Annotated in this window: 30 protein-coding genes; 8 read left to right on the forward strand and 22 right to left on the reverse strand. The window is 63.6% G+C overall.

Annotation, left to right across the window (positions count from 1 at the left end):
• Nucleotides 1-35 precede the first annotated feature (35 nt).
• From AC0L28_RS26310 to gcvA, 7 genes are all read right to left on the reverse strand, one after another.
• Entirely contained in the window at nucleotides 36-1,514 is a 1,479-nt protein-coding gene (locus AC0L28_RS26310) for a mannitol dehydrogenase family protein (RefSeq protein ID WP_473481133.1), read from the reverse strand.
• A gap of 70 nt (nucleotides 1,515-1,584) precedes the next feature.
• A complete protein-coding gene (locus tag AC0L28_RS26315; RefSeq protein ID WP_287120208.1) occupies nucleotides 1,585-2,355 on the reverse strand; it encodes an L-iditol 2-dehydrogenase in 771 nt (256 codons plus the stop codon).
• Entirely contained in the window at nucleotides 2,352-3,356 is a 1,005-nt protein-coding gene (locus AC0L28_RS26320; RefSeq protein WP_287059396.1) for an ABC transporter ATP-binding protein, read from the reverse strand. The genes AC0L28_RS26315 and AC0L28_RS26320 overlap by 4 nt, the downstream gene beginning before the upstream one ends.
• A 50-nt stretch (nucleotides 3,357-3,406) precedes the next feature.
• Nucleotides 3,407-4,231, reverse strand: a complete 825-nt coding sequence (locus tag AC0L28_RS26325) for a carbohydrate ABC transporter permease (protein WP_023801521.1) — start codon at nucleotides 4,229-4,231, stop codon at nucleotides 3,407-3,409.
• 11 nt (nucleotides 4,232-4,242) lie between these two features.
• Complete coding sequence (locus tag AC0L28_RS26330; RefSeq protein WP_023801520.1) at nucleotides 4,243-5,115, reverse strand: carbohydrate ABC transporter permease; 873 nt, start codon at nucleotides 5,113-5,115, stop codon at nucleotides 4,243-4,245.
• A gap of 119 nt (nucleotides 5,116-5,234) precedes the next feature.
• A complete protein-coding gene (locus AC0L28_RS26335; RefSeq protein ID WP_027152174.1) occupies nucleotides 5,235-6,545 on the reverse strand; it encodes an ABC transporter substrate-binding protein in 1,311 nt (436 codons plus the stop codon).
• Nucleotides 6,546-6,735: 190 nt separating this feature from the next.
• Entirely contained in the window at nucleotides 6,736-7,644 is a 909-nt protein-coding gene (gene gcvA, locus AC0L28_RS26340; RefSeq protein ID WP_473481136.1) for a transcriptional regulator GcvA, read from the reverse strand.
• Nucleotides 7,645-7,753: 109 nt separating this feature from the next.
• Here gcvA and AC0L28_RS26345 point away from each other — a divergent pair, with 109 nt between their 5' ends.
• On the forward strand, nucleotides 7,754-7,939 hold the full coding sequence (locus AC0L28_RS26345) for a hypothetical protein (protein WP_128174670.1): 186 nt from the start codon (nucleotides 7,754-7,756) through the stop codon (nucleotides 7,937-7,939).
• A 21-nt stretch (nucleotides 7,940-7,960) separates the two neighbouring features.
• Here AC0L28_RS26345 and AC0L28_RS26350 read toward each other — a convergent pair whose 3' ends face one another.
• The gene (locus tag AC0L28_RS26350) at nucleotides 7,961-8,917 is read right to left on the reverse strand and encodes a sugar-binding transcriptional regulator (protein ID WP_473481138.1); all 957 of its coding nucleotides are present in this window, start codon (nucleotides 8,915-8,917) and stop codon (nucleotides 7,961-7,963) included.
• A 236-nt stretch (nucleotides 8,918-9,153) separates the two neighbouring features.
• On the opposite strand from AC0L28_RS26350, the gene AC0L28_RS26355 reads away from it, so the two are divergent.
• Nucleotides 9,154-9,786 (forward strand): HAD family hydrolase, encoded by a 633-nt coding sequence (locus AC0L28_RS26355; RefSeq protein ID WP_287225225.1) that lies wholly within the window; start codon nucleotides 9,154-9,156, stop codon nucleotides 9,784-9,786.
• A gap of 61 nt (nucleotides 9,787-9,847) precedes the next feature.
• Here AC0L28_RS26355 and AC0L28_RS26360 read toward each other — a convergent pair whose 3' ends face one another.
• The 7 genes from AC0L28_RS26360 to ureC form a co-directional block, all read right to left on the reverse strand.
• Nucleotides 9,848-10,615 (reverse strand): class II aldolase and adducin N-terminal domain-containing protein, encoded by a 768-nt coding sequence (locus tag AC0L28_RS26360; protein WP_023801516.1) that lies wholly within the window; start codon nucleotides 10,613-10,615, stop codon nucleotides 9,848-9,850.
• 85 nt (nucleotides 10,616-10,700) lie between these two features.
• A complete protein-coding gene (ureG, locus tag AC0L28_RS26365) occupies nucleotides 10,701-11,342 on the reverse strand; it encodes an urease accessory protein UreG (protein ID WP_023801515.1) in 642 nt (213 codons plus the stop codon).
• Nucleotides 11,339-11,779 (reverse strand): DUF3995 domain-containing protein, encoded by a 441-nt coding sequence (locus AC0L28_RS26370; RefSeq protein WP_287225224.1) that lies wholly within the window; start codon nucleotides 11,777-11,779, stop codon nucleotides 11,339-11,341. The genes ureG and AC0L28_RS26370 overlap by 4 nt, the downstream gene beginning before the upstream one ends.
• Nucleotides 11,776-12,447, reverse strand: coding sequence for an urease accessory protein UreF (locus tag AC0L28_RS26375; protein WP_128174816.1), 672 nt, complete (start codon nucleotides 12,445-12,447; stop codon nucleotides 11,776-11,778). The genes AC0L28_RS26370 and AC0L28_RS26375 overlap by 4 nt, the downstream gene beginning before the upstream one ends.
• Entirely contained in the window at nucleotides 12,440-13,009 is a 570-nt protein-coding gene (locus AC0L28_RS26380; RefSeq protein ID WP_473481143.1) for an urease accessory protein UreE, read from the reverse strand. The genes AC0L28_RS26375 and AC0L28_RS26380 overlap by 8 nt, the downstream gene beginning before the upstream one ends.
• A 157-nt stretch (nucleotides 13,010-13,166) precedes the next feature.
• Complete coding sequence (locus AC0L28_RS26385) at nucleotides 13,167-13,655, reverse strand: DUF29 domain-containing protein (protein ID WP_287345614.1); 489 nt, start codon at nucleotides 13,653-13,655, stop codon at nucleotides 13,167-13,169.
• Nucleotides 13,656-13,762: 107 nt separating this feature from the next.
• Nucleotides 13,763-15,475, reverse strand: a complete 1,713-nt coding sequence (gene ureC / locus AC0L28_RS26390) for an urease subunit alpha (RefSeq protein WP_473481145.1) — start codon at nucleotides 15,473-15,475, stop codon at nucleotides 13,763-13,765.
• 191 nt (nucleotides 15,476-15,666) lie between these two features.
• Between ureC and AC0L28_RS26395 the strand changes: the two genes are divergently transcribed.
• Both AC0L28_RS26395 and AC0L28_RS26400 read left to right on the forward strand, forming a co-directional pair.
• Nucleotides 15,667-16,050 carry a hypothetical protein gene (locus AC0L28_RS26395; RefSeq protein WP_128170107.1) on the forward strand — a complete coding sequence of 128 codons (384 nt, stop codon included), beginning with the start codon at nucleotides 15,667-15,669 and terminating at the stop codon, nucleotides 16,048-16,050.
• Nucleotides 16,051-16,176: 126 nt separating this feature from the next.
• Nucleotides 16,177-16,671: a hypothetical protein gene (locus AC0L28_RS26400; protein WP_287376394.1), complete on the forward strand. Its 495-nt coding sequence runs from the start codon at nucleotides 16,177-16,179 to the stop codon at nucleotides 16,669-16,671.
• Nucleotides 16,672-16,697: 26 nt separating this feature from the next.
• Here the strand turns inward: AC0L28_RS26400 and AC0L28_RS26405 are convergent, their stop codons facing one another.
• The 4 genes from AC0L28_RS26405 to AC0L28_RS26420 form a co-directional block, all read right to left on the reverse strand.
• Entirely contained in the window at nucleotides 16,698-17,003 is a 306-nt protein-coding gene (locus AC0L28_RS26405; RefSeq protein WP_077374464.1) for an urease subunit beta, read from the reverse strand.
• Between the two features lie 120 nt (nucleotides 17,004-17,123).
• The gene (locus AC0L28_RS26410) at nucleotides 17,124-17,381 is read right to left on the reverse strand and encodes a DUF1272 domain-containing protein (protein WP_473481147.1); all 258 of its coding nucleotides are present in this window, start codon (nucleotides 17,379-17,381) and stop codon (nucleotides 17,124-17,126) included.
• A gap of 40 nt (nucleotides 17,382-17,421) precedes the next feature.
• Nucleotides 17,422-17,724, reverse strand: coding sequence for an urease subunit gamma (locus tag AC0L28_RS26415; protein ID WP_023801505.1), 303 nt, complete (start codon nucleotides 17,722-17,724; stop codon nucleotides 17,422-17,424).
• A 42-nt stretch (nucleotides 17,725-17,766) separates the two neighbouring features.
• Complete coding sequence (locus AC0L28_RS26420; protein ID WP_473481166.1) at nucleotides 17,767-18,609, reverse strand: urease accessory protein UreD; 843 nt, start codon at nucleotides 18,607-18,609, stop codon at nucleotides 17,767-17,769.
• A gap of 367 nt (nucleotides 18,610-18,976) precedes the next feature.
• Here AC0L28_RS26420 and AC0L28_RS26425 point away from each other — a divergent pair, with 367 nt between their 5' ends.
• From AC0L28_RS26425 to AC0L28_RS26435, 3 genes are all read left to right on the forward strand, one after another.
• The gene (locus AC0L28_RS26425) at nucleotides 18,977-19,231 is read left to right on the forward strand and encodes an acyl carrier protein (RefSeq protein WP_010912831.1); all 255 of its coding nucleotides are present in this window, start codon (nucleotides 18,977-18,979) and stop codon (nucleotides 19,229-19,231) included.
• A gap of 4 nt (nucleotides 19,232-19,235) precedes the next feature.
• The gene (locus tag AC0L28_RS26430) at nucleotides 19,236-20,444 is read left to right on the forward strand and encodes a beta-ketoacyl-[acyl-carrier-protein] synthase family protein (RefSeq protein WP_473481149.1); all 1,209 of its coding nucleotides are present in this window, start codon (nucleotides 19,236-19,238) and stop codon (nucleotides 20,442-20,444) included.
• A gap of 74 nt (nucleotides 20,445-20,518) precedes the next feature.
• Nucleotides 20,519-21,223, forward strand: coding sequence for a glutathione S-transferase family protein (locus tag AC0L28_RS26435; RefSeq protein ID WP_473481151.1), 705 nt, complete (start codon nucleotides 20,519-20,521; stop codon nucleotides 21,221-21,223).
• Nucleotides 21,224-21,251: 28 nt separating this feature from the next.
• On the opposite strand, the gene AC0L28_RS26440 is transcribed toward AC0L28_RS26435, so the two are convergent.
• On the reverse strand, nucleotides 21,252-21,380 hold the full coding sequence (locus AC0L28_RS26440) for a hypothetical protein (protein ID WP_473481153.1): 129 nt from the start codon (nucleotides 21,378-21,380) through the stop codon (nucleotides 21,252-21,254).
• On the opposite strand from AC0L28_RS26440, the gene AC0L28_RS26445 reads away from it, so the two are divergent.
• On the forward strand, nucleotides 21,367-21,693 hold the full coding sequence (locus tag AC0L28_RS26445; RefSeq protein ID WP_473481155.1) for a hypothetical protein: 327 nt from the start codon (nucleotides 21,367-21,369) through the stop codon (nucleotides 21,691-21,693). The two genes, AC0L28_RS26440 and AC0L28_RS26445, sit on opposite strands and share 14 nt — an antisense overlap.
• Before the next feature lie 49 nt (nucleotides 21,694-21,742).
• On the opposite strand, the gene AC0L28_RS26450 is transcribed toward AC0L28_RS26445, so the two are convergent.
• Together AC0L28_RS26450 and AC0L28_RS26455 are read right to left on the reverse strand one after the other, a co-directional pair.
• On the reverse strand, nucleotides 21,743-22,363 hold the full coding sequence (locus tag AC0L28_RS26450; RefSeq protein ID WP_473481157.1) for a nucleoside/nucleotide kinase family protein: 621 nt from the start codon (nucleotides 22,361-22,363) through the stop codon (nucleotides 21,743-21,745).
• Nucleotides 22,364-22,807: 444 nt separating this feature from the next.
• Nucleotides 22,808-23,914, reverse strand: coding sequence for a hypothetical protein (locus AC0L28_RS26455; RefSeq protein ID WP_473481159.1), 1,107 nt, complete (start codon nucleotides 23,912-23,914; stop codon nucleotides 22,808-22,810).
• Nucleotides 23,915-24,106: the final 192 nt, after the last annotated feature.

Raw genomic sequence — 24,106 nt, forward strand, 5'->3', positions numbered from 1 at the left:
GGCCCTCATCGGCGGGGACATGCATTGAGCCGATCTTAGAGGTTGCCGGCGAGATAGCGCGTCAGCGTCGTACGTGCGCCATCGGCCCAGAGCGCCTCGAGCGCATTGGCAAAGGCCTCGACGAACGGCGCCGAGCGGCCAACATCGCCATAGATGTCTTCCATGGCCAGCCAGGCGGCAGGCGCAGCCTTTGCCGCCCTGGCTGTCGTCTGCAGCCGGTCCCAGCTCGGATCGTTGGGTTCGATGACGGCGCCGCTATCGGTCGTGCCGAAGCAGTAGCGGCACCAGAGCGCCGATTCCAGCGCCAGGCCGGCGACGCCCTTGCCGGCCTTCAGCCGGTCGGCGATGGTCGGGATGATGAATTTCGGCTGCCGGTTGGAGCCGTCGAGGCAAAGCCTGCGAATGGTGTCGCCAATCTTCGGATTGGAGAAGCGGTGCTCGATGAGCTGGTAATAATCCTCCAGCACGGTACCCGGCACCGGCGGCACCGTCGGGATGATCTCGTCGTGCTCCAGTTTTTCGAGAAAACCGCGCACCAGCGGCTCCTGCATCGCCTCGTCGACGAAATGGATGTCCATCAGCCCGGCCGGATAGGCGATGGTCGCATGGCCGCCATTGAGGATGCGGATCTTCATCAGCTCGTAGGGTGCGACATCGCTGACGAATTGCACGCCGACCTTTTCCAGCGGCGGGCGGCCGTCGGTGAAATGGTCCTCCAGCACCCATTGCCTGAACGGCTCGCAAAATACCGGCCAATTGTCGTCGAGCCCGAACTCGCTCGACAGAATGCCGCGCTCGCGGTCGGTAGTGGCCGGCGTGATGCGGTCGACCATGCCGTTGGGAAAGGCGACGTTCTCGCTCACCCAGGTCGCCAGTTTCTCGTCGATCAGCCGCGCGAGCCCGATGACGCCGTCGGCGGTGACATGGCCGTTGTGGGGGATGTTGTCGCAGGACATGATCGTGAAGGGCACGATGCCGTCGTCGCGGCGGCGCAACAGCCCGGCAAGAATGATGCCGAACACGGTCTTCGGCATTGCTCCCGGCTCAGCATCGGCGACGATGTCGGGATGGGTCGGGTTGAACACGCCGGACGCCGGATCGATGAAATAGCCGCCCTCGGTTATGGTCAGCGAAACGATCCTTATCGCCGGGTCGGCAAGCCGCTCTATGATCGCGACCGCGTCGCCCGGCATCAGGAAGTCGATCATAACACCGGTGACGCGGGCGCTCATGTGGCCAGAATCCTGCTCGACCACGGTGGTCAACCAGTCCTGTTCCTGCAACTTGCCGCGGCCGACCTTTTCGCCCTCAAAAACGCCGGCGCCGACAATTGCCCAGTCGTGGCCGACGCCCGCATTGAACAGGTCGTCGAGATAGACGGCTTGGTGCGAGCGATGGAAATTGCCGACGCCGAAATGCACGATGCCGGCTTTGAGCGCCGCGCGATCATATTTCGGGCCGGCGACCTCAGGCGGAAGCTTGGCGAGGATGGAAGAAGAGAGTTTCACGGTCATCTGCTTTACCTTTTAGCGGGACGGCTCTTCCCCCCGTGGAGGAGACGGGGAGAAGAGCGCCTTCGCCCCCTCAACTCATCCACTGGCCGCCATCGACATTGTAGGTCTGGGCGACGATGTATTCGGCGTCGTCGCTGGCCAGGAACACCGCCATGCCGGTGAGGTCTTGAGCCGTGCCCATGCGGCCGTAAGGCACGGCTTCGCCGACCAGCCGCTTCTTCTCGCCTTTCGGCCGGTTTTCGTATTTGGCGAACAGGGCATCGACATGGTCCCAGTGCTCGCCGTCGACGACTCCGGGCGCGATGGCATTGACGTTGATGCGGTGCTTGATCAAATCGAGCCCGGCAGACTGGGTGAGCGAGATGACGGCGGCCTTGGTGGCGCAATAGACGGCGACCAGGGCCTCGCCGCGGCGTCCGGCCTGACTCGCCATGTTGATGATCTTGCCGCCCCGGCCAGCCGCGATCATCGAGCGGGCGGCTGCCTGCAGCATGAACAGCGTGCCGGCGACATTGACGGAAAACAGCCTATCGTAGCTCGCCTTGCTGATCTCGACGATCGGCGCCAGGTCGAACAGAGCGGCGTTATTGACCAGGATGTCCAGGCCGCCGGCCCTTGTCTCGACCGCTTTGACCGCCGCCTCGATCGAAGCGAGATCGGTGACGTCCAGTTTCACGGCGTAAGCGTTGCCGCCGATCTCAGAAGCGGCCTTTTCCGCGGCTTCGAGGTTGATGTCGCCGATGGCGACGGTGGCGCCCTCGCGGACATAGGCTTCGGCGAACGCCCGGCCGATGCCGCGCGCCGATCCGGTGATCAGCGCCGATTTACCCCTGAGCCTCATTGCATCATCGCCTTTCCGTCGGCGCCGAAGCGGTGCAGCTTGGTCTGGTCCGGCGTCAGATAGATCGTGTCGCCGTGATGGGCGGCCAGTTCGCCGTCGGCGCGCACCGTCAGCGGCCCGACACCGTCGGCCTGAACGTGCAGAAACGTGTCGGAGCCGAGATGCTCGGCGACGCCGACCGTGGCTTTCCACTCGCCTGAAGTCGTCGAGATGTTCATATGCTCTGGACGGATGCCGACGGTCTTGGCGCCATGTTTGGCCGCCGGCGCGCCTTCGATCAGGTTCATCCTGGGCGAACCGATGAAGCCGGCGACGAACAGGTTCTTCGGCGTCTTGTAGAGCTCCATCGGCGAGCCGACCTGCTCGATGTTGCCGGCATTGAGCACGACGATCTTGTCGGCCATGGTCATCGCCTCGACCTGGTCGTGGGTGACGTAGATCATCGTCGTCTTGAGCTGATGATGCAGTTCGCTGATCTCCAGCCGCATGGTGCCGCGCAGTGCTGCATCGAGATTGGACAAGGGTTCGTCGAACAGGAAAGCCGATGGCTGGCGCACGATGGCGCGGCCGATGGCGACGCGCTGGCGCTGACCGCCGGAGAGCTGGCCGGGACGGCGATCGAGATAGTTGGTGAGGTTCAGGATGCGCGCCGCGTCCTTGACCTTCCGATCGATGGTGGCTTGGTCCTCGCCCGCCATCTTCAGCGGGAAGGCAATGTTCTTGGCCACGGTCATGTGCGGGTAGAGCGCATAGGACTGGAACACCATGGCCAGCTTGCGCTTGGCCGGCGCCTCGCCGGTGACGTCGCGGCCGTCGATGTTGATGGTGCCGGCGGTGGTGTCCTCCAGCCCGGCGATCAGCCGCAGCAGCGTGGACTTGCCGCAGCCCGACGGGCCGACGAAGACGACGAACTCGCCGTTTTCGATGACCAGGTCGATGCCCGGAATGATGATCGTCGACCCGAACGACTTGGAGACGTGCTTGAGCGTGATGTTTCCCATGGTTTCCTCCCCGAGGGGTTATTGTCCGTCGTTCATCGCTTGCGGCGGTGTTACTTCACGGCGCCAAAGGTCAGGCCGCGCACCAGCTGCTTCTGGCTGAACCAGCCCATGATCAGGATCGGTGCGATCGCCAGTGTCGAGGCCGCCGACAGCTTGGCCCAGAACAGGCCTTGCGGGCTTGAGAAGGAACTGATGAAGGCGGTGAGAGGGGCGGCCTCGGTGGTGGTCAGCCGGATCGTCCAGAACGCCTCGTTCCATGCCAGGATGATGTTGAGCAGCATCGTCGAGGCGATGCCCGGCACCGCCATCGGCGTCAGCACATAGACGATCTCGTTCCAGAGCGATGCGCCGTCCATGCGCGCCGCTTCCAGGATCTCGCCGGGAATCTCGCGAAAATAGGTATAGAGCATCCACACCACGATCGGCAGGTTGATCAGCATCAGCATGATCATCAGGCCGATGCGGCTGTCGAGCAATCCGGTATCGCGGAAGATCAGGTAGATCGGGAACAGCACGGCGACCGCCGGCATCATCTTGGTGGAAAGCATCCACATCAGGATGTCCTTGGTCCACTTGCCCGGCGAGAACGCCATCGACCAGGCCGCCGGTATGGCGACGAGCAAAGCCAGGATGGTCGAGCCGACCGACAGGAACACCGAGTTGAGGAAGAACTTGAAGTAGCCGCTCTGCGCCTCGACCGCGGTGTAGCTCTCCGTGGTTCCCGACGGAAACAGGTTGAAGCCCTGGATGGCCTCCTGCTCCGACTTGAACGAGGTGATGATCGTATAGAGGATCGGGAAGAAGATCAGCAGGGCGACGATCCAGGCGGCCGCGGTCGCGATCGTCTTGTGCTGGGTGCTGACTGCACGTGCCATCGTTTCCTCCCTTATCTGTCCAGGTTCTTGCCGACCGCGCGCATGGCGAAGAAGGCGACGATGTTGGCTAAAATGACGGCAATGATTCCGCCGGCGGAGGCCTGGCCGATTTTGAACTCCAGCAACGCCTTCTGGTAGACGAGGAAGGGCAGGTTGGTGGAGGCGTAACCCGGGCCGCCATTGGTGGTGACGAGGATCTCGGCATAGACCGACAGAAGGAAGATCGTCTGGATCAGGATGACGACGGTGATGGCGCGCGACATATGCGGCAGCGTCAGATAGATGAAGCGGCTGACAAAACCGGCGCCGTCCATCTCGGCGGCTTCCTTCTGCTCGCCGTCGAGCGACTGCAGGGAGGTCAACAGGATCAGCGTCGCAAACGGCAGCCATTGCCAGGCGACGATGATGATGATCGCCAGCATCGGGTATTGGCCAAACCAGTCGATCGGCTGCCCGCCGAAGAAACGCGCAATGTCGGCAAAGACGCCGTATTGCGGATGCATGATCATGTTCTTCCACACCAGCGCGGCGACCGGCGGCATGACGAAGAACGGCGAGATGACGAGGATGCGGACGATGCCCTGTCCCCACATCGGCTGATCGATCAGCAGCGCCAGCAGGATGCCGCCGATCACCGTGATCAAAAGCACGCTGGCCACGAGGATAAGCGTGTTGAGGATCGACTGCAGGAATGCCGGATTGGAATAAAAAAGCGCGTAGTTCGAGAAGCCGACGAAGCCGTCGCGGATCGGGTTGAGCGGATTGTACTGCTGGAAGGAGAACCACAGGGTGAATGCCAGCGGCACGATCATCCAGACGAACAGCAGCACCACGGATGGCGCCATCATGAAGCGGGCAAGCGAACGGGTCTGCTGAGTAGCCATGACGGTCACCCTTCAAGGTCAGCCAAATTTTTCAGGGTTTGAAGGTGGCCGCCCGAAATGGGATTCGGGCGGCCCCTGCCGGTTAAGATAGGCAACCGGCTTTCGGCACCGGGAGGAGCCTACTGGATATAACCGCCCTCGGTCATCGTTGCGGTGGCAGCGTCCTGGGCCTGCTTCAGAGCGTCGTCGACGCTGGTCTGGCCGGCGAGTGCGGCCGAGAACAGCTGGCCGACGGTGGTGCCAAGGCCCTGGAACTCGGGGATGGCAACGAACTGGACACCGACATAGGGCACCGGCTTGACGGTCGGATGCGTCGGATCGGCGGCGTTGATCGAGTCCAGCGTCATCTTGGCGAACGGCGCCGCCTTCTGGTACTCGGGGTTGGCGTAGAGCGAGGTGCGCGTTCCCGGCGGAACATTGGCCCAGCCTTCCTTCGATGCGACGAGCTCGAGATAGGCCTTGCTGGTTGCCCAGGATACGAATTTTTGGGCGGCGTCAGCCTTTTGCGTGCCGGCGGGAATGGCCAGCGACCACGCCCACAGCCAGTTGCCGCGCTTGCCCAGGCCATTGTCGGGCGCCAGCGCATAACCGACCTTGTCGGCGACCGTGGAGTTCTTCGGGTCGGAGACGAAGGAGGCGGCGACGGTGGCGTCGATCCACATGCCGCACTTGCCCTGCTGGAACAGCGCCAGGTTTTCGTTGAAGCCGTTCGAAGATGCGCCCTCCGGGCCATTGGCCTTCATCAGGTCGACATAGAACTGCAGCGTGTTCTTCCACTCGGGCTGGTCGAACTGCGGCTTCCAGTTCTCATCGAACCAGCGTGCGCCGAAGGAGTTCGACATGGCGGTCAGGAAGGCCATGTTCTCGCCCCAGCCGGCCTTGCCGCGCAGGCAGACGCCGTTCACGCCATTGGCGCGATCGGTCATCTTCTCGGCGGCCTGCTTGACGAAGTCCCAGGTCGGCGCGTCGGGCATGGTCAGCCCGGCCTTCTCCATCAGGTCCTTGCGGTACATGACGAACGAGCTTTCGCCATAGAACGGTGCTGCATAAAGCGTGCCATCGACCGACAGGCCACCGGCAATGGCCGGGATGATGTCCTTGACGTCATAGTCGTCGCCGAGCTTGTCGAGCGGCAGCAGCCAGCTCTGCTTGGCCCAGATCGGAACTTCGTAAGTGCCGATGGTCATCACGTCGTACTGGCCGCCCTTGGTGGCGATGTCGGTGGTGACGCGCTCGCGCAGCACGTTCTCCTCGAGCGTGACCCACTGCAGCTGGATATCGGGGTTCTTGGCGGTGAAATCGTCGGTCAGCGTCTGCATGCGGACCATATCGCCATTGTTGACGGTGGCGATGGTGATGGATTCGGCATGCGCGGCGAACGCGAGGGTGCTGGCCGACAACAGACCCAGGGTGAGCGTGCGAAGTTTCATCAAAATTCCTCCCATGGACCAAGCTGAGCATTTGCTTTGGCTGTGAGCAATTACTCACCTCGTGTGATTTATGTCAAGCCGGATTCGTTGCTGCAGCGCAGCACGCAGCCTCGTGCGGATCTTGCTCCGGAGGATTTTTGCGTGCGAACAGGCCGGATGTCGGTGCCCGCTTGATCGGATGGATTATCGACTATCCGCCGGCAATCTCGGCCAGTATCCATTCGCGAAAAGCGCGGATCTTCGGCACGTTGCGCCGCGCCTGGGGATAGACCAGCCAATAGGCGTGGCCGTCGTCGCCGACCAGATCGAAAGGCTGGATCAGGCGGCCATCGGCAAGCTCGGCCTTGAAGAAAGCGGCCGTCACGATCGCCACGCCCTGCCCGGCGATTGCGGCGTTGGCCTCATAGGCCTGCGCCCCCATGCTGGAGCCGGGGCGCTTGGCCAGTTCCTCGACCGGCAGGCCGGCGGCGATAAACCAGTCCCGCCACCAGATGTCGCCGGGGTCGAGGATCGGCAGGCGCAACAGATCGGCCGGCTCCTTCACCCCGCCGATGGTCGCCGCGAGTTTCGGGCTCAGCATCGGCGTGAAGTCCGCATTGAAAAGCTTGTGCACCTCCACGCCCGGCCAGTTTCCGCCGCCCGAACGGATGGCGACGTCGATGTCCTCGCGGGCGAAGTCGACGAGGCGGTTCGATGTATCGAGACGCACCGCCAGCGACGGATGCGCGACCTGGAACGAACCGAGATGCTGCGCCAGCCAGTTCGAGGCAAAGGTCAGCAGCGTCGAGACACAAAGTACGCCGTCGGCGCCGCTGCGCGCCGCGGCATAGGCTCCACCCAACAAGGCGAACGCCTCGCTGACCGCAGGCGCCATGCGTTGTCCCGCCTCGGTCAGCACGATCTGCCTTGGCCGGCGCAGGAACAAAGGCGCACCGATGCGCTCTTCCAGAAGCTTGATCTGATAGCTCGCCGCCGCCTGCGTCATGCCAAGCTCGCCGGCTGCCTTGGTGAAGGAAAGATGCCGCGCCACCGCCTCGAACACCCGGATCGCCTGAAGCGGAGGGAGCTGGGAGACCTGCCGTGACTTGAGTTCAGGCATAAGCCCTCCTTATGGGCCGTGATCGACGTTTGATTGGCAGCAAGGCCGAGCCGGCCGATATTTGAGGTCGACGATCACTCTCGTCTAGAGATAACGAAGGCTGATGATCATGACCATTGTACAGGAAAAGCTATTTCGGACGCCAGGCCAAGGCTGGTTTTTGCGGCTGGCGCGTGGATTGGCGCGGCACGGAGCCAGGAAACGGGCCTATCTCGACATCAGGGAATTGCCGCCGCATCTGCAGCGCGACATGGGTTTTCTCGACGGCAACGATCCTTATGGCCGGCGCAAATAGCCTTGCTGGGCTTATCGCAAATCAGCTGGCGGCCAGCAAGGCGGCGGCGGTCCGCTCGTCGGTGATGAGACCGTTGACCAGCCGCCGGTTCACAGCCGCAAGGATGCCGGGCAGCTTCCGCTCGCCCATGGCGAGCGCGATCACCAGCGATTTTTCGCGCGACGGCAACGATGCCGACGACACCCTGTCATTGGTGATGCCCTCGATCATCCGGCCTTCGCGATCGAACACCCAGCCGACGATCTCGGCGACGCCGCCGGCCTTTTGCAGCGCTTTCAATTCACTCTCCGAAATGAAGCCGTCCTCGTAAAGCGGCGCCTTGGGGCCGAGATCGCCGATGCCGACTAAGGTGACGTCGGCTTCCGCGGCAAGCGCCAGCGTCGGTTGAATCATCGGCTGGCTGAGCAGCATCTCGCGCTCCTGCGGCGAGGAGGCGATGACCGGCAGCGGCATCGGGAAGGAGCGTGCCTTGACCCTGTCGGCCATGGTGAAGATGACGTTGTAAAAGGCGGCCGAACCGTCGGGCGAGATGTTGCCGGTCAGCGACACCACCTTGTGCTGCGGGCATTCCATCGGCGGCAGCTGCTCGATTGCCGCCTTCAGCGTGCGGCCGGTGCCGATCGCCATGACGATCGGCGTCGGCGAGCGCAGCCGTTTCTCGATCTCGGCGGCCGCCGCCACGGCGACGCCGATGGTGGAGGAGGAAGCAGGATCGCTTGGAACCACCTCGACCAGATCGAGCGCGAAGCGCGATTTCAGCCGGGCCGCGAGGTCGAGGCAATTGGCGATCGGGTGGTCGACACGCACCTTGATCAGCCCTTCCGAGACCGCCAGCGACACCAGCCGCTGCGCCGTCTGCCGTGAGATGCCGAGCGTCGAGGCGATCTGGTCCTGCGTGTTGCCGGCGACATAATAGAGCCAGCCGGCGCGCGCCGCGTCGTCCAGCCTGTTGCTGCCGCTGTCCTGCCGGGAATTCAACTTGCTGCCTCCCTGCCCCCGAGCACCGAGCGGGAGCGCATTTAGTTCTACCGGGGAATGCGCTTGTAAGCAATTGCCTGTTGCCAGAGCAATTGCCTAGTAAAGCTCCCGATGGTGCGTGCGGTGTTTCGAGTGGGGGTTATATCCAAGCAGATCCCACAATGTTGGTGCAGCCAGGCGCGGCGGTTTATCTCCCGAGGCAAACCCTTTAAGGGATTCGGGCAAAGGAGCCTTGCATGACGCCGAAAGCGGTTTTCTGGGACATGGACGGCACGCTGGTCGACAGCGAGCCGTTGCACGAGGCGGCGCTGATAGCGGCGCTGCACAGCGTCGGCATCGCGGCGCCGGCCAACCTGCATGAGCGCGTGCTCGGCATCGCCGCATGGCCGGTCTACGAGATGCTGCGCGACGAGTTCGGCCTCGGCCTGGCCTTCGACGACTGGATCGTGCGCAAATACGACCACTATCTGCCGATGGCCGAGACGCTGAAGCCGCGCCCCGGCGCCATCGAGATCTACAACGAGCTGCGCGCGCTTGGCGTGGCGCAAGCGGTGGTGTCCAATTCCGACCGGCTGGTCGTCGACGCCAATCTGCGCATGGTCGGTCTTTTCTATCCCGGCATGAAGACGATCAGCCGCAACGACGTGCGCGAAGGCAAGCCGCACGCCGAACCGTTTCTGCGCGCCGCATGGCTGGCCGGTGTCGATCCAGCCGATGCCATGGCCGTCGAGGACAGCGTGACCGGCGCCACGGCAGGGCTGGCGGCGGGGATCAGGACGATCTTCTGGCCGGAAGCACCCATGGCAGGGCCGCCCGGCGCGATCGTCATCAACAGCGCCGACGAATTGCGGGCTGAACTCGGGCTTTAAGATTGGCGAAACCGCCGATCAGAGCGTCCTTCTCCCCGCATAGTGACGGGGAGAAGGGCGCTCAGTTCCGGTAAACCGGCTCCTGCTCGTCGAGGATCGCCTTCAATTCGGACAGGTGCCGTTCGGCCTGACCGGGATAATCTTCCTGCTCCGCTGCTGCCTTCTCGGCGATTTCGTCCGACAGGATCCGCAGCGGACGGCCGGTCCACAGCGCCTTGATGTAGGTCTCGGCGGCGCGTTCGAAATAGAACATGCGGTTGAAGGTGTCGGCGACGGTATCGCCGATGACCAGCACGCCATGGTTGCCCATGACCATCACCTTGACCTTCGGATCGGTGAGCAGCTGCGAGCAGCGTTCGCCCTCTTCCTCGAAGGCGAGCCCACCATAATGGCCGTCGACGACGTGGCGGTTGAAGAAGATCGCCGCGTTCTGATCGATCGGCGGCAACGTCGAGTCGGCGAGCGAAGCGAGCACCGTGGCGTGGATCGAGTGCACATGCATGACGCAGCGCGCATGACGGACATTGCGATGGATGGCGCCATGCAGCCCCCATGCCGTCGGGTCGGGCGCATCCGGGCCGGAGAGCGTATCGGGATCGTTGGCGTCGATCAGCAGCAGGTCGCTCGCCTTGATGCGCGAGAAATGCACCTGGTTGGGATTCATCAGGAATTGCGAGCCGTCATCGTTGACGGCCAGCGAGAAATGATTGGCCACCGCTTCATGCATGTTGAGCCGCGCCGTCCAGCGGAAGGCGCAAGCCAGATCGACGCGTTCCTCGTAGAAGGGCAGGTTGGTCAGCATTTCCTTCTGCAGGCGGGCGATGCTCATCGAAAACCTCCGTGAAAGAAGCAAGGATGCCGTGCGCCGCCGATGCGCGCAACCGGTTTCGTTTGGTGCAGGCGAGCGCTTTGGCTTACGCCGCAGTGCTTCTGGCGGCGTCGATGCGCAGCCCGCCATGCTCGACGACAAAATCGATCACCTGCTGCAGGCCCTTGCCGCGCGACAGATCGGTAAATCCGAACGGCCGCTTGCCGCGCATGCGGGCGGCGTCGCGCTCCATGACATCGAGATTGACGTTCACATAGGGGGCGAGATCGCTCTTGTTGATGACCAGGAAATCCGACCGGGTGATCGCCGGGCCGCCCTTGCGCGGGATTTCTTCGCCCTGGCAGACCGAGATGACGTAGAGCGTCAGATCGGCGAGGTCCGGGGAAAACGTGGCGGCGAGGTTGTCGCCGCCCGATTCGATGAAGACGATGTCGAGATCCGGGAATTTCCTGGTCATCTCGGCGATCGCCTGCAGATTGATCGAGGCATCCTCGCGGATGGCGGTGTGCGGGCAGCCGCCGGTCTCGACGCCGATGATGCGATCCTCGGGCAGCGCCTGAAGCCGGGCCAGCATCATGGCGTCTTCCTTGGTGTAGATGTCGTTGGTGACCACGGCGATCGAAAACTCGTCGCGCAGCGCCTTGCAGAGCTTTTCGGTGAGCGTCGTCTTGCCGGAGCCGACAGGGCCGCCGATGCCGACGCGAAGGGGACCATTGGCTTGTGTCATGCGACGAACTCCGTGATGGCTAGCACTGCAAAGCCGAGCCCTACAACCAGGCAGAGCGGCGAATAATAGCTGACATCGAGCCGCGCGAAAGGCTGTTCGGGCGCCAGCCGGCGCCACCACGGCGTGAAGCCGGCAATCCCGCGCCCCAGGAAGACCAGCGCGATGAGCAGCGCTGTCGCGGCAAGCCCGACCTTAGGAAAGGGGGTGGCAAACACGCCTTCGAGCGCCAGCGGCCACAGTGTCGCCAGGCCGAGGCAGGCGGCGACGGCGAAGCTGGCGAAGGGCGCCGGCATTTCGTCGACGCCGCGAAAGCCGACCACCGCGCGGGCGCAGGAGGCAGCGTCCCTGCCCGGCCAGATGCCGCCAATGCCCCAATAGACATGCAGGGTGGTGATCAGCAGCAAGACGAAGGAGAGCGCGAAGGCGAGGACGATCATGAGCGGAACAGCCGCGAATATTGCGTTTCGTGCTTCATCGCCATGACATCCGAGACAAACGCGCAGCCGCCGAGATCATTCAGCGTCGAGCCGGCGGCGCGAGCGGCAGTTTCCAACGCCAGCGGCTCGAAGCCGGCGAGCAGCGCCGTGGCGCCGGTCTGGCCGACGACGCCAAGCCGGATCGCGGCCTGGACGAGATTGGAGAAGAAGCTGTGCAGGAAGGCCGACAGTGCATCGTGCAGGGCAATGGCGTTGCCACCGGCAGTTGCACCGACGGCGACGCAATAGGCGCACTCGGCCGGCAGACGGTCGAGCACCTGACACGGCCAGGCCGATGCCGCCTTCAGGAAGGCGGCGCCCTGCAGCATGGTCTCGCTGTGGCGCTCGCGCGAGCCGGCCAAGGCCTCGGCGAGTGCGGCGATTTCGGCGAGATCGCCGGCTTGCCGCGCACGTCGCCAGCTTTCGGCAAACAGCACGGCATCGTTCCAGCCCGAGCCGATCTCGACCAGCGTCTCTAGCCATGCGGCGAGGTCTTTGCTGTCGGCGACCAGCCCGGCATGCACGGCTTGTTCGAGACCATGGCTGTAGGAAAAACCTCCGACCGGGAAGGCAGGCGACAGCCACGCCATCAGCCGCAACAAAGCGACGTTGGAAGGCTGGTCAGTCATGGTCGTGGGAATGGCTGTGGGAATGCGATTCGCTATGGGTATGGGAATGCGACTCGCTGTGCGCATGCGCCTCGGCATGGGCATGACCGTGACTGTGCCCAGAATAGGCGCCGCGCAGCGGCTTGAACGGCTCGGAGACGTCGCTCACCGTGGCGCCCAGGCCTTCCAGCATCGCCTTGATAACGTGATCGCGCAGGATGAGGATGCGGTTAGCCTCGATGGCGGCGGCAAGATGGCGGTTGCCGATATGCCAGGCAAGCTCGGCCAGATGGACAGGGCCGCTGGCACGGATATCGTAGAGCGGTTCCTCGGCCGCGACGATCTCGATATGACGGCCATCCTCCAGCACCAGGCGGTCGCCATCGTTCAAGGCTACCGGTTCGGGCAGGTCGACCAGCACTCTATCGCTACGGGCCGTTTCTATGGCGCGGCGGCGCAGATGCCGCTCGTCATGGGCAAGCACCGCACGATCGTAGGGCGCGACCGCTCCTGCCTCGCCGGCGCTCAGAACCGAGACGGCACGCGGGAATTTGGTGAAATCGGTGCGGATGTCGAGCTTCATGTAAAACTGCCTCTCCCAACAAGCGTAGCCTATCGCGTCCGTCGCCCCAATGGTGCTCAAACGATCGTGTCGAAGAGCCGCAGGATGAACGATATCTGGTAGACGAGGGCGGCGGCGACAAAGGCGATGTGAAAGCGACGGTCGCCGAAGAAGCCAGCTAATCCCGCAGGAAATCGCCCATCGAGAGTGGATTGCCCGGCCAAAATCGTTCATCGAGCGCCTGCTTGGATGTGAATGGAGGTTCGCCTGGAAAGTGAGATTTCCTGAGACCCGTCTCCCTGACCGCGACAAGCAAAGCGTCTTTATATGCATCGTCGAAAATCTGAGCGGGATATCGGCGAAGACTCGGGCTGTCCTTGATGATGTTTCCGATCCAGATGCGCTGTTCGGAAATTGACGACTGCCAACTATGACTTCGATGGCCGGGTTGGAATTCCCATTTCAGGAGATGTGCAAGCAGCACCTCCATCCGACTGCGAATCTCTCGTTTGTCACGTCTCCCCAAGCTCTCGATCTCCTCGGCAAGATTCTCACGATCGAGGTCGGAGAAACGAGCTTCGCGCAACAATGCGCCTTGCTCGGCGCACCACTGGACGTAGTCCGCTTCGTAGGGAGTGAGGGCCCTGAGACGATCAATCCTGTTCATGAGGCCCATCATGCCGCAATTTCGAGACAATCGCAAAACGGCACGAGAGAGCCTTGGACAACTGAGCACCGATATTTGACGCTCAGCCGCCAAGGCGACGGCAGGTATCAAAACAAAAAGTATCTCTGCGCCATCGGCAGCACGGTAGCCGGTTCGCAGGTGAGCAATTCGCCGTCGGCGCGGACTTCGTAGGTTTCGGGATCGACCTCGACATGTGGGGTGGCGTCGTTGAGCACCATCGAATGCTTGCCGATGCCGCCGCGGGTGTTGTCGACGGCGACCATCTGCTTGTCGACGCCGAGCCTGCCGCGCAGGCCGGCATCGAGCGCGGCTTTCGAGACAAAGGTCACCGACGAATTGGTCATCGCCTTGCCATAGGCGCCGAACATCGGCCGGTAGTGCATCGGCTGCGGCGTCGGGATCGAGGCGTTGGGATCGCCCATCGGGGCGGCGGCGATCATGCCGCCGACCAGCACCATGTCCGGCTTGACGCCGAAGAAGGCCGGGTTCCACAGCACCAGATCGGCGCGCTTGCCGACCGCCACCGAGCCGATCTCGTTCGACAGGCCGTGCGCGATGGCCGGGTTGATCGTGTATTTGGCGATGTAGCGGCGGACGCGGAAATTGTCGTTGTCGCCGGTCTCCTGCGGCAGCGAGCCGCGCTGGCGCTTCATCTTGTCGGCGGTCTGCCAGGTGCGGATCGCCACTTCGCCGACGCGGCCCATCGCCTGGCTGTCCGACGAGATGATCGAGAAGGCGCCGATGTCGTGCAAAATGTCTTCGGCGGCGATGGTCTCCTTGCGGATGCGGCTTTCGGCGAAGGCGATGTCTTCGGGGATCGACGGCGACAGATGATGGCAGACCATCAGCATGTCGAGATGCTCGGCCAGCGTGTTGACGGTGTAGGGCCGGGTCGGATTGGTCGACGACGGGATGACATTGGGCAGGCCGCAAACCTTGATGATGTCGGGCGCATGGCCGCCGCCGGCGCCTTCGGTGTGGAAGGCGTGGATGGTGCGGCCCTTGATCGCCGCCACCGTGTTCTCGACAAAGCCGGACTCGTTCAGCGTGTCGGTGTGGATCATCACCTGCACGTCATAGTTGTCGGCGACCGACAGGCAGCAGTCGATTGCCGCCGGCGTCGTGCCCCAGTCCTCGTGCAACTTAAGCGAGCAGGCGCCGCCCAGCACCATTTCTTCAAGCGCGGCGGGCAACGACGCGTTGCCCTTGCCCGACAGGCCGATATTCATCGGGAAGGCGTCGAAGGACTGGATCATGCGCGCCAGATGCCATGGCCCCGGCGTGCAGGTCGTCGCCAGCGTGCCATGCGCCGGTCCGGTGCCGCCGCCGAGCATGGTGGTGATGCCTGAGATCAGCGCTTCCTCGATCTGCTGCGGGCAGATGAAATGGATATGCGCGTCGAAGCCGCCGGCGGTGAGGATCTTGCCCTCGCCGGCGATGATTTCGGTGCCGGGACCGATGATGATGGTGACGCCGTCTTGCATGTCGGGATTGCCGGCCTTGCCGATCGCGGCAATGCGGCCATCGCTCAGGCCGATATCGGCCTTGAAGATGCCGCCTGACGCATCGACGACCAGCGCATTGGTGATGACGGTGTCGACCGCGCCTTGGGCGCGGGACACCTGGCTCTGGCCCATGCCGTCGCGGATGACCTTGCCGCCGCCGAATTTCACCTCTTCGCCATGCAGCGTAAAATCCTTCTCGACCTCGATGAACAGCTCGGTATCGGCGAGCCGCACCTTGTCGCCGACGGTCGGGCCGTACATCTGCGCATAGGCGGCGCGGGTGATTCTAGCCATCAGCAATTGCTCCCGAAATACGGCCCAAGATACAGCCCCAAGATAGAGCCGGTCGAAGCCCGGCTCCACATTGTCGCCATCCTATGGTCACGCAATGACCCGCTGGGCGACACCTTTCGATCCCATTTAACGTTTGAGGTGGCAAGGTCACCCCAAAACGACCGTTTGCCAATCGATGGAAAGGAAGATCCATGCGCAAAACGATATCTCTCGCAGCAGCCGCCACCCTCCTGCTCGCGACCGCTGCCAGCGCCCAGCAACAGCCTGCGCCGCAACCCGGCGAGCCGCCGGCTTCGCCCGCTCCCGCGGCACCTGGCGCTCAGCCGCAAGCGCCGGCGATTCAGACCGTCAACGTCGTCGACATCGAGGAACTGCCCAAGGAAACGCAGACGAAGGTCAACGAAGTGATCGCCAAGCGAGGCGAGGACGGCCTGCAGAAATTGCGCAGCTCGATCGACGCGACGCCACAGGTCAAATCCGCGCTCGAAGCCAAGGGGCTCACCTCGGCGCAAGTGATCGCCGCCAGCATGGACGCCAACGGCTCTCTGACCTTGATCACCAAGAAAGCGAGCTGACGATGCGCTGTGGCGGGCCGGCACGAGGCCGGCCTGCCACATCAGGGAGGGAACCTTCGCAGGGCGGAATACGTTTCGACTTTTTGGCCTAGAACCGAGTCTCGAAAGAGGCTTTGAGAGCGAGCGATGGCGATCACCACCTTCCCCGACACGAGATGGCTGCATATGATGGCCGCAACTGCGTTTCTTGCGGCGAGCGCTCCCCAGGCCGGACTGAATGCGCAGGGCCTTGAAGGCCCTGAGACCCAGAACAAGATCATCGGCTCGGAGGTCGGCCAGGAAGAGACCAACACCGCTGTCGAGGCTGGCAAAGTCACTACCGCGATCGAGCGGACGCGTGAAAACATCGGCGCGGTGCGCAAGACATCCAAGCTCGACAAGGTCGACATCGTGTTCCTTACCGACGCCGCGCGCACCGAAGGCGGGCTGCCGCCGGCGATCGAAAGCAAGGTCGAGCAGCATCAGGAGGAGATTGCGGAACTGCGCGACGAGATCGAGGCGAACGCATTGCTGTTCAACGCCATCGACTCTCGACGCGTGCAGACCGAAGACGTTCTCGCCGTCGAATTCGACGATCCTGGCAAGGTCGTCATCTACGCGGCGGCCAAGCCGCCCAGCTGAGCCGAAACCGCGCGACGCTTCTGATCTCACAGCGCGCCCATGATCTTCTGCTGGAACCCGTAGACCTCGCGCTTGCCGCCGAGTGGCACCAAGGTGACGTCGCGCTCCTGGCCGGGCTCGAAGCGCATCGCCGTGCCGGCGGCAATGTCGAGGCGCATGCCGCGCGCCTTGTCGCGATCGAATTTCAGCCCCTCATTGGTCTCGAAGAAATGATAGTGGCTGCCGACCTGGATCGGCCGGTCGCCGCTGTTGGCCACTTTCATGGTGATGGTCGGCTGGCCCTTGTTGAGCTCGATCTCGCCGCCTGCCGTGATGATTTCGCCCGGGATCATCGCCAGCCTCACAAGACGCCGAAGCCGAGGCCGGAACCGAGCAGCAGGATCGCCGAGAGGGACGTGCGTTTGATCGTTGCGGGGACCATCGATATGCCTTTCGCTGTCAGGATCGTGCCGTCACGCGGCGTTGCGGGCCGAGCCGCAGCCTTCGGCCTTGAGGACGCGCTTTGTCGAGGCGGGATATTTGTTCAGCATCGCTGCCGGGCGGATCGGGCGCGCTGAAAAATTGCCGCCGCAATTCGGGCAGACGCCGCCCAGCACATTGGTCGCGCAGTCGGCGCAGAAGGTGCACTCGAAGGTGCAGATCAGCGCATCCGTCGCCTCAGGCGGCAGGTCCCTGTCGCAGCATTCGCAGTTGGGGCGCAGCTCAAGCATTTTTCTCACCTCACCTTGTCGGCCCTCACCGTATCGGCCCTCATCTTATCGGTTCATGCACGGTCACCAGCTTGGTGCCGTCGGGAAACGTCGCCTCGACCTGGACGTCGTGGATCATCTCGGCGATGCCTTCCATCACCTGCGCGCGGGTGACGACGTGGGCGCCGGCCTCCATCAGCTCGGCGACCTGGCGGCCGTCGCGGGCGCCCTCGACGACGAAGTCGGTGATCAGCGCGATCGCCTCCGGGTGATTGAGCTTGACGCCGCGTTCGAGCCGCTTGCGCGCCACGATCGCCGCCATGGCGATGAGCAGCTTGTCCTTTTCCCTAGGCGTCAGATTCATGCGTTTCCCCGCAACAGCATAGTCAGGATGACATAATCGGAATCAGAGTGACCATAATTTGGGCAGACCGGCCCGTCCGTTGAGCAATTCGACGAGCGGAACCAGCCGCTTGCGGAGCTGGTAGCCGTCCTCGGCAAACAGCCTCGCAAGAAGCTTGCCAGATTTCTTCACGCTCCAGACGCTGGCGTCGCCCTGGCCGCCGATGATGTCCCGGGCCGGATCGAGCAAAGCCTCGACCCGCGGCGAGATCATCAGCACCGTCGCCATGGCAATGGCGCCGCCGGCCACGGCCGAACCGCCCAGAATGGCCGCTATGTCCGGCCCGATGCGGAAATCCTCGGCATGGACGAGGGCTCCGTCCTGGCTGACCCGCCAGCGGTCGTGGAAATCGCCGTGCGCCGCGCGTTCGCCCATGGCGAGGCGGCCGAAGACGGTCGCCTCGAGCACCAGCGCCTCGGCACCGGCGGCAAGCTCCAGGTCGAGCCGGCGGGCAAAGGCCGAGCGATCAAAGACGATGGTTTCCTGCGGCAGCCAGGCGATGCGGCCGCCGGCGCCGACGGTCAGCTTCACCCGCACCTCGGCACGATCGGCCGCGGCGCGGTAGACCTTCTCGCAGGCCTGGGTGGTTATGCTGGCGCAGGCGCCGGCGCCGACATCGACCTCCCAGCCGAGGCGGTCGCCGCCTGTCAGCCCGCCGGCGGTGTTGATCAGCACGGCTTCGAGCGGATCGGCCGAGACGGCCGGCATGCGGATCTTGGCGGAACCATCCTGATAAAGCCGCCGAAGACGCGTGCGGCCGCCATTTCTGTCACAGGCAAGCCGCGCCGTCCCGGCGACGCGCTGCGCCGGCGGGACAAAGGCCAGGCCAGGTTCGATCATATCCATGGTGCCAACGATAACCACACTCATATGGTTTGAATCCGAAATTCGCATCACTTTGGAGCAGCGTAATGAACGAATTTCGGATTCAAAGCCATATGAGCAACTTACAGGATTCTGGTGTGGTCTGGATTTGAGGTTCCTAACCGCTGGTGCCACAATTCGTAGGAACCTCAAATCCAGACCACACGGCGGCTTTGTCGACATATAAGCTTGTTGCTTGACAACGTTTCGGTTTCTATAGAGGAGCCGTCTTGGTACGGTCACACAGCGCCTGGCGGGATAAAAGGCGATGATGACAATTTGAGCCTGGGGAAAAACAGGCGCCGATCCGTTGGCGTCGGGGAACGACAAGGGTTGGGGAAGGAACCGAATGGCTGACCAGCTGGCAACGGACATCATCGAGAAGATCAAGGCCCATGCCGAGCCGGGTGGCGAAGAAATCACCACCAGCACCGAACTGACGTCACTTGGCATCCATTCGCTGGAACTGACGGAGATCATCTTCGACCTCGAGGAACAGTATGGCATCGAGATCGAGATGAACACGGTCGATGCCTGGAGCAATTTGAAGAACGTCGGCGACATGGTCGAGGCGGTTCGCGCACTGATCGCGAAAAAAGCCTGACTGAATGCACAAGCGCGTCGTCATCACCGGCATCGGCGGCTTATGCGGGCTCGGCACCAATGTGCCGGCGATCTGGGACGAGATGCGCGCCGGCCGCTCGGCCATCGGCCCGATCGTTAATTCGGAGCTGCATGACCTGAAAATCAGGGTCGGCTGCGAAATCAGGACGCTTCCCGAGCACGGCATCGACCGCAAGCAGGTCGTCTCGATGGACCGTTTCAGCCTTTTGGCGACGATCGCTGCCCGCGAGGCCGCGCAACAGGCCGGGCTAAGCTTGCACGCGGCCAACAGCTACCGGATGGGCGCCATCGTCGGCGTCGGCGTCTGCGGCTGGGAGGCGATCGAAGAAAGCTATCGCGCCATCCTGCTCGAAGGCAAGAACCGCACCGGCATCTTCACCGTGCCGAAAGTGATGCCGGGCGCCGCGGCCGGCCATGTCAGCATGAATCTCGGCCTGCGCGGACCGGTCTTCGGCATCACCTCGGCCTGCTCCTCGTCCAACCACGCCATTGCCTCGGCGGTCGACCAGATCAGGCTTGGCCGCGCCGACGTCATGCTCGCCGGCGGCACCGATGCGCCGCTGGTCTGGGGCATCCTGAAAGGCTGGGAAGCGCTGCGGGTGCTGGCGCCCGACACCTGCCGGCCGTTTTCGGCCGATCGCCAGGGCCTGGTGCTCGGCGAAGGCGCCGGCATGGTCGTGCTGGAAACCTACGAGCATGCCATGGCGCGCGGCGCCACGATACTTGCCGAAATTGCCGGCGCCGGCCTTTCCGGCGATGCCTCCGACATCGTCGCGCCGACCATCGAAGGACCGGAGGCGGCGATGCGCTTCTGCCTCGTCGATGCCAGGCTCAACCCGGAAGACATCGACTACATCAATGCGCATGGCACCGGCACCAAGGCCAACGACCAGATCGAGACGGCGGCGATCAAGCGTGTCTTCGGCGATCATGCGCACAGGCTTTCGATCTCCTCGACCAAATCGATGCATGCCCACTGCCTCGGCGCGTCGGGCGCGCTGGAGCTGATCGCCTGCGTGATGGCGATCCGCGAAGGCATCGTGCCGCCGACGGCCAATTTTCGCGAAACCGACGCCGATTGCGATCTCGACATCACGCCGAATGTGGCGCGCGAGCGCAAGGTGCGCGCGGCGATCAGCAACGGCTTCGCCTTCGGCGGCACCAATGCGGTGCTGGCGTTCAAGGCGGTCTGAGCCGAGCTACTGCGAAACGTCTTGCCACGCGCCACGACGGCGCGCTTGCGCGAAAAAAAATCCCAGGAGTTTCGATGACCGACCTGTCCGCCTTTCCGATCGCCACGCGCTGGCCGGCCAGCCATCCCGACCGCATCCAGCTCTATTCGTTCCCGACGCCGAACGGAGTGAAAGTGTCGATCGCGCTGGAGGAACTCGGCCTGCCCTACGAGGCGCATGCGGTGAACATCGGCAAGGACGAGAGCTGGACGCCGGAATTCCTGTCGCTGAACCCGAACGGCAAGATCCCGGCGATGATCGATCCGGACGGCCCGGGCGGCAAGCCGATCGGGCTGTTCGAATCCGGCGCCATCCTGCTCTACCTCACCGACAAGACCGGCAGGCTGATCCCGGCCGACCCGGCGCGGCGTTACGAAACGATCCAGTGGGTGTTCTTCCAGATGGCCTCAATCGGGCCGATGTTCGGGCAGGTCGGCTTTTTCCACAAATTCGCCGGACGCGAGATCGCCGACAAGCGTCCGCTGGCGCGCTATCGCGACGAATCGCGGCGGCTGATCGGTGTGCTCGAGACGAGGCTGAAGGGCCGCAGCTGGATCATGGACGACGATTACACCATCGCCGATATCTCGATGCTGGGCTGGGTACGCAATCTGATCGGTTTTTACGAGGCAAGGGAACTTGTCGGCTTCGACGATTTTTCCCATGTCGCGGCATGGCTGGAGCGCGGCCTTGCCCGGCCGGCGGTGCAACGGGGACTTACCATCCCCGCCCGGCGCTAGCTCACCGGTCGCAGGCGCCGGGAAGCGGCTACTTTGGCTTGGCTTTGGATTTCGAGCCGCCCTTGCCCATCACTGAAGCGGCAAGCGATGCAGCGCCCCTGGCGGTGGCGACAACCGCGCCGGCCGCGACATTGGCCGTCGTCTTGACCGTGCGCATTGCGCTGCCTGCCATCGAGCCGCCGCTTGCCGACTTCCTCGACCTGGCCGGTTTTGCCGTGGCCTTGGCTGCGGTCGGCGTCACTTTCTTCGGTGCTGCCTTGCCAAAGCTGGGCTTTGCATCCTTGGAGCGGGCGGCGACGGCCGGGCCAGCGCCGGTCTTCGATTCAGTTGCCTTCGATTCAGTAGCCTTGGATCCAGTTGCCCTGGATCGAGTTGCCCTGCCCTTGCCGGGCGCAGGCTTTCTTGCCTTGGTTGCCATCGGAGTAGCCATCGGACAGTTTTCCTCATGTCAGCATCATTGCCGTATCTGACACAACGGCCGGAAAGTCCTAAGGTTCCAGGCGCGGGCCATCCTGCAAATCAGGCGTGATCGCCGATCACCAGATCGGCGGGGCGGCGGCGGGCAAGCACGCGGTCGATGTTGGGCATGTCGTTGGAGGCGATCCAGGCGCGGGCGTCCTCATCGGAGCGGCCATGCTCGTGCCACCGCTCGAGCAGCCGGCGCTCGAGCTCGGCGCGCGGCACATCGACGAAAAGAGAGAAATCGAACAGCGGCGCCAGCCGCGACCACGGTTCCTCGTCAAGGAGCAAATAGTTGCCTTCGACCAGGATGAACTTGGTGTCGGCGGCGATGATCGAAGCGGCGGCGCGCGACAGCTCCATGCTGCGGTCGAACACCGGAATGGCGATGTCGGGCTCGGCGGCGCGGATGCGCTTCAGCAAGGTTTCGAAGCCGGCAAAGTCAAAGGTCTCCGGAGCGCCCTTTCGCGCGCGCAGGCCGCGCTGCTCGAGCACGGCATCGTCGTAATGGAAGCCATCCATCGGCACGATTTCGGCCGCGCCTTCCGGCAGCAGCTCATGCAGGCGGGCCGACAGCGTCGACTTGCCGGCGCCCGGAGGACCGGCAATGGCAACGACAAAGCGCCGCGCCTTGCCGGCGCGCTTGAAGATGGTGGCGGCGAGGTGAGCAATCTCGGACATCGGAGCCTTTCTGGCCTAAGTGTTTTGGATCGCATCTTGGCGATAGTTCGCGGGAATTTCAAACGCGGGATTATTGAAGATCGACCAATTGTCGAGGTCGCCGCCGCCCCTCATTGCCCTGCCGGGCACGTTCCAAAGTAGGCACCATCGGCGAAGCTACCGATCTCCCCCCTTGCGGGGGAGATGCCCGGCAGGGCAGAGGGGGGTGCTGTCCCTCCGACCTTAGCAACCAGGTCGCAATCAAGCCCTCGGGCTGGTTCCCGGTTGAGAATGGCTGGAACGGGTTATGTCGAAAGTTGGCGATCCTTCGCACCCCCCTCTGTCCTGCCGGACATCTCCCCCGCAAGGGGGGAGATCGGCCGTCATCGCAGCTTTCGCCAACCACCAACGGTGGAACGCAGACGGGCGAGGGGCAACCTGAAGCAATCGCCCAGGCCAGCCCCATCAACCAGAAACCGACCTGCCAATCCGCAGGAAATCGCCGTCGAAAGCGACATCCCGCGTCGAACCGTCGGCCGCCATGAGGCGCATGCGCCCCTGCGTGGTGGCGATATCGCGCGGCGGCTCGCCGTCCATTAAGGGCAGTGCGCCGATGACGTGGCGGAACGAGACATTGCCGCCTTCGCCAAGGGCAAAGGCGGTCGCCACCCCTTCCCGCTTCAGCCAGTTGTCACCCAGCGACGCGGCATGGCCGAGCGCGGTGCGGCCGTCCTCGATGCCGAGCACGCCGCGATGGCGGCCGCTCCACGGCGCGTAGTCGCGCCCGCCATTGCTGACCCACAGCATGGTGACCGGCAGCTCGGCCGGGTTTTTCAGCACCACAACGAGATCGGCTTCCGCCTTTCGCGCCAGCGCGGTCCAGCCCGGCCCGCCATGATCGGCCTCGACCAGCGTTACGAAATCCTCTCGGCTCTGGTCGATGCGATAGTCGGTCAGGTCGAGCGTGCCGCCATCGGCGGCGGGAAAACGCGTCAGGTCGGTCGAACGCGCGGGATAGGCGAGCAGAAAACGGCCGCGGGCCGGATCGGGCTCGAGCGGGTCGTCTGGCGTTGCCGCAAATCGCTTCGGCGAGAAGGCCAGCCTGCCGCCGCCCTTCATCACCGTCATCGGATGATGGGCGACGGAAATCGCGCCCGAACCACCGGAAAAGACATGCTCCTGGTAGAGAAACGAATGGTCGTCGCGCAGGGTGAGGATCTTGTCGACCGTCGCGCCCATGACCTCGTGCTGCAGCCTGAAAACGGCGCGCCAGCCATCGCCAGTCGCCGCGGAGGCGACGACATCCCAGCGGCTGTTGGCCGGCCAGCCGTGCAAGGGCGCTTCCTTGACATCGCTGCGCGAAAACGGCGCGCATAGAAAATCGCCGGACAGGCGAACGGTGCCCTCGGGCAGGTCTTGCGGCAGTGTCTCGCGCGGCTCGTCGACCCACGGCGCGCGATGCAGCGGTTTTAGCCGGCGCCCGTCGATATCGACCGTCATGTCGGCGAGATGGCCGACGGTGAGATCGACCGTTACCGAAATGCCTTTTGCCGTGATCGTGAGCGTATCCATGGCGCACCTGCTGATTCTGCCGGCGCCAGCAAACCCGCTCGGTGCCGGCTGCGCAAGCTGGGTGATGGGCATTTCACATCAGAGACGCATTTGCCCGGCCACGTACCCCTAGCCCCGAGGCTTTCGCTCTACGATGGACCCCCACCCCAAACCCCACCCCACCAAGGGGAGGGAGACATACCGTTGGGCTGG

This window comes from Mesorhizobium sp. WSM4847 (assembly GCF_055811335.1).

Bases quoted from the DNA above. Each gene is read 5' to 3' on its own strand.
- AC0L28_RS26310 (WP_473481133.1), bottom strand. From the start codon at position 1,514: ATGACCGTGAAACTCTCTTCTTCCATCCTCGCCAAGCTTCCGCCTGAG.
- AC0L28_RS26315 (WP_287120208.1), bottom strand. From the start codon at position 2,355: ATGAGGCTCAGGGGTAAATCGGCGCTGATCACCGGATCGGCGCGCGGC.
- AC0L28_RS26320 (WP_287059396.1), bottom strand. From the start codon at position 3,356: ATGGGAAACATCACGCTCAAGCACGTCTCCAAGTCGTTCGGGTCGACG.
- AC0L28_RS26325 (WP_023801521.1), bottom strand. From the start codon at position 4,231: ATGGCACGTGCAGTCAGCACCCAGCACAAGACGATCGCGACCGCGGCC.
- AC0L28_RS26330 (WP_023801520.1), bottom strand. From the start codon at position 5,115: ATGGCTACTCAGCAGACCCGTTCGCTTGCCCGCTTCATGATGGCGCCA.
- AC0L28_RS26335 (WP_027152174.1), bottom strand. From the start codon at position 6,545: ATGAAACTTCGCACGCTCACCCTGGGTCTGTTGTCGGCCAGCACCCTC.
- gcvA (WP_473481136.1), bottom strand. From the start codon at position 7,644: ATGCCTGAACTCAAGTCACGGCAGGTCTCCCAGCTCCCTCCGCTTCAG.
- AC0L28_RS26345 (WP_128174670.1), top strand. From the start codon at position 7,754: ATGACCATTGTACAGGAAAAGCTATTTCGGACGCCAGGCCAAGGCTGG.
- AC0L28_RS26355 (WP_287225225.1), top strand. From the start codon at position 9,154: ATGACGCCGAAAGCGGTTTTCTGGGACATGGACGGCACGCTGGTCGAC.
- AC0L28_RS26360 (WP_023801516.1), bottom strand. From the start codon at position 10,615: ATGAGCATCGCCCGCCTGCAGAAGGAAATGCTGACCAACCTGCCCTTC.
- ureG (WP_023801515.1), bottom strand. From the start codon at position 11,342: ATGACACAAGCCAATGGTCCCCTTCGCGTCGGCATCGGCGGCCCTGTC.
- AC0L28_RS26370 (WP_287225224.1), bottom strand. From the start codon at position 11,779: ATGATCGTCCTCGCCTTCGCGCTCTCCTTCGTCTTGCTGCTGATCACC.
- AC0L28_RS26375 (WP_128174816.1), bottom strand. From the start codon at position 12,447: ATGACTGACCAGCCTTCCAACGTCGCTTTGTTGCGGCTGATGGCGTGG.
- AC0L28_RS26380 (WP_473481143.1), bottom strand. From the start codon at position 13,009: ATGAAGCTCGACATCCGCACCGATTTCACCAAATTCCCGCGTGCCGTC.
- AC0L28_RS26385 (WP_287345614.1), bottom strand. From the start codon at position 13,655: ATGAACAGGATTGATCGTCTCAGGGCCCTCACTCCCTACGAAGCGGAC.
- ureC (WP_473481145.1), bottom strand. From the start codon at position 15,475: ATGGCTAGAATCACCCGCGCCGCCTATGCGCAGATGTACGGCCCGACC.
- AC0L28_RS26395 (WP_128170107.1), top strand. From the start codon at position 15,667: ATGCGCAAAACGATATCTCTCGCAGCAGCCGCCACCCTCCTGCTCGCG.
- AC0L28_RS26400 (WP_287376394.1), top strand. From the start codon at position 16,177: ATGGCGATCACCACCTTCCCCGACACGAGATGGCTGCATATGATGGCC.
- AC0L28_RS26405 (WP_077374464.1), bottom strand. From the start codon at position 17,003: ATGATCCCGGGCGAAATCATCACGGCAGGCGGCGAGATCGAGCTCAAC.
- AC0L28_RS26410 (WP_473481147.1), bottom strand. From the start codon at position 17,381: ATGCTTGAGCTGCGCCCCAACTGCGAATGCTGCGACAGGGACCTGCCG.
- AC0L28_RS26415 (WP_023801505.1), bottom strand. From the start codon at position 17,724: ATGAATCTGACGCCTAGGGAAAAGGACAAGCTGCTCATCGCCATGGCG.
- AC0L28_RS26420 (WP_473481166.1), bottom strand. From the start codon at position 18,609: ATGGATATGATCGAACCTGGCCTGGCCTTTGTCCCGCCGGCGCAGCGC.
- AC0L28_RS26425 (WP_010912831.1), top strand. From the start codon at position 18,977: ATGGCTGACCAGCTGGCAACGGACATCATCGAGAAGATCAAGGCCCAT.
- AC0L28_RS26430 (WP_473481149.1), top strand. From the start codon at position 19,236: ATGCACAAGCGCGTCGTCATCACCGGCATCGGCGGCTTATGCGGGCTC.
- AC0L28_RS26435 (WP_473481151.1), top strand. From the start codon at position 20,519: ATGACCGACCTGTCCGCCTTTCCGATCGCCACGCGCTGGCCGGCCAGC.
- AC0L28_RS26440 (WP_473481153.1), bottom strand. From the start codon at position 21,380: ATGCGCACGGTCAAGACGACGGCCAATGTCGCGGCCGGCGCGGTTGTC.
- AC0L28_RS26450 (WP_473481157.1), bottom strand. From the start codon at position 22,363: ATGTCCGAGATTGCTCACCTCGCCGCCACCATCTTCAAGCGCGCCGGC.
- AC0L28_RS26455 (WP_473481159.1), bottom strand. From the start codon at position 23,914: ATGGATACGCTCACGATCACGGCAAAAGGCATTTCGGTAACGGTCGAT.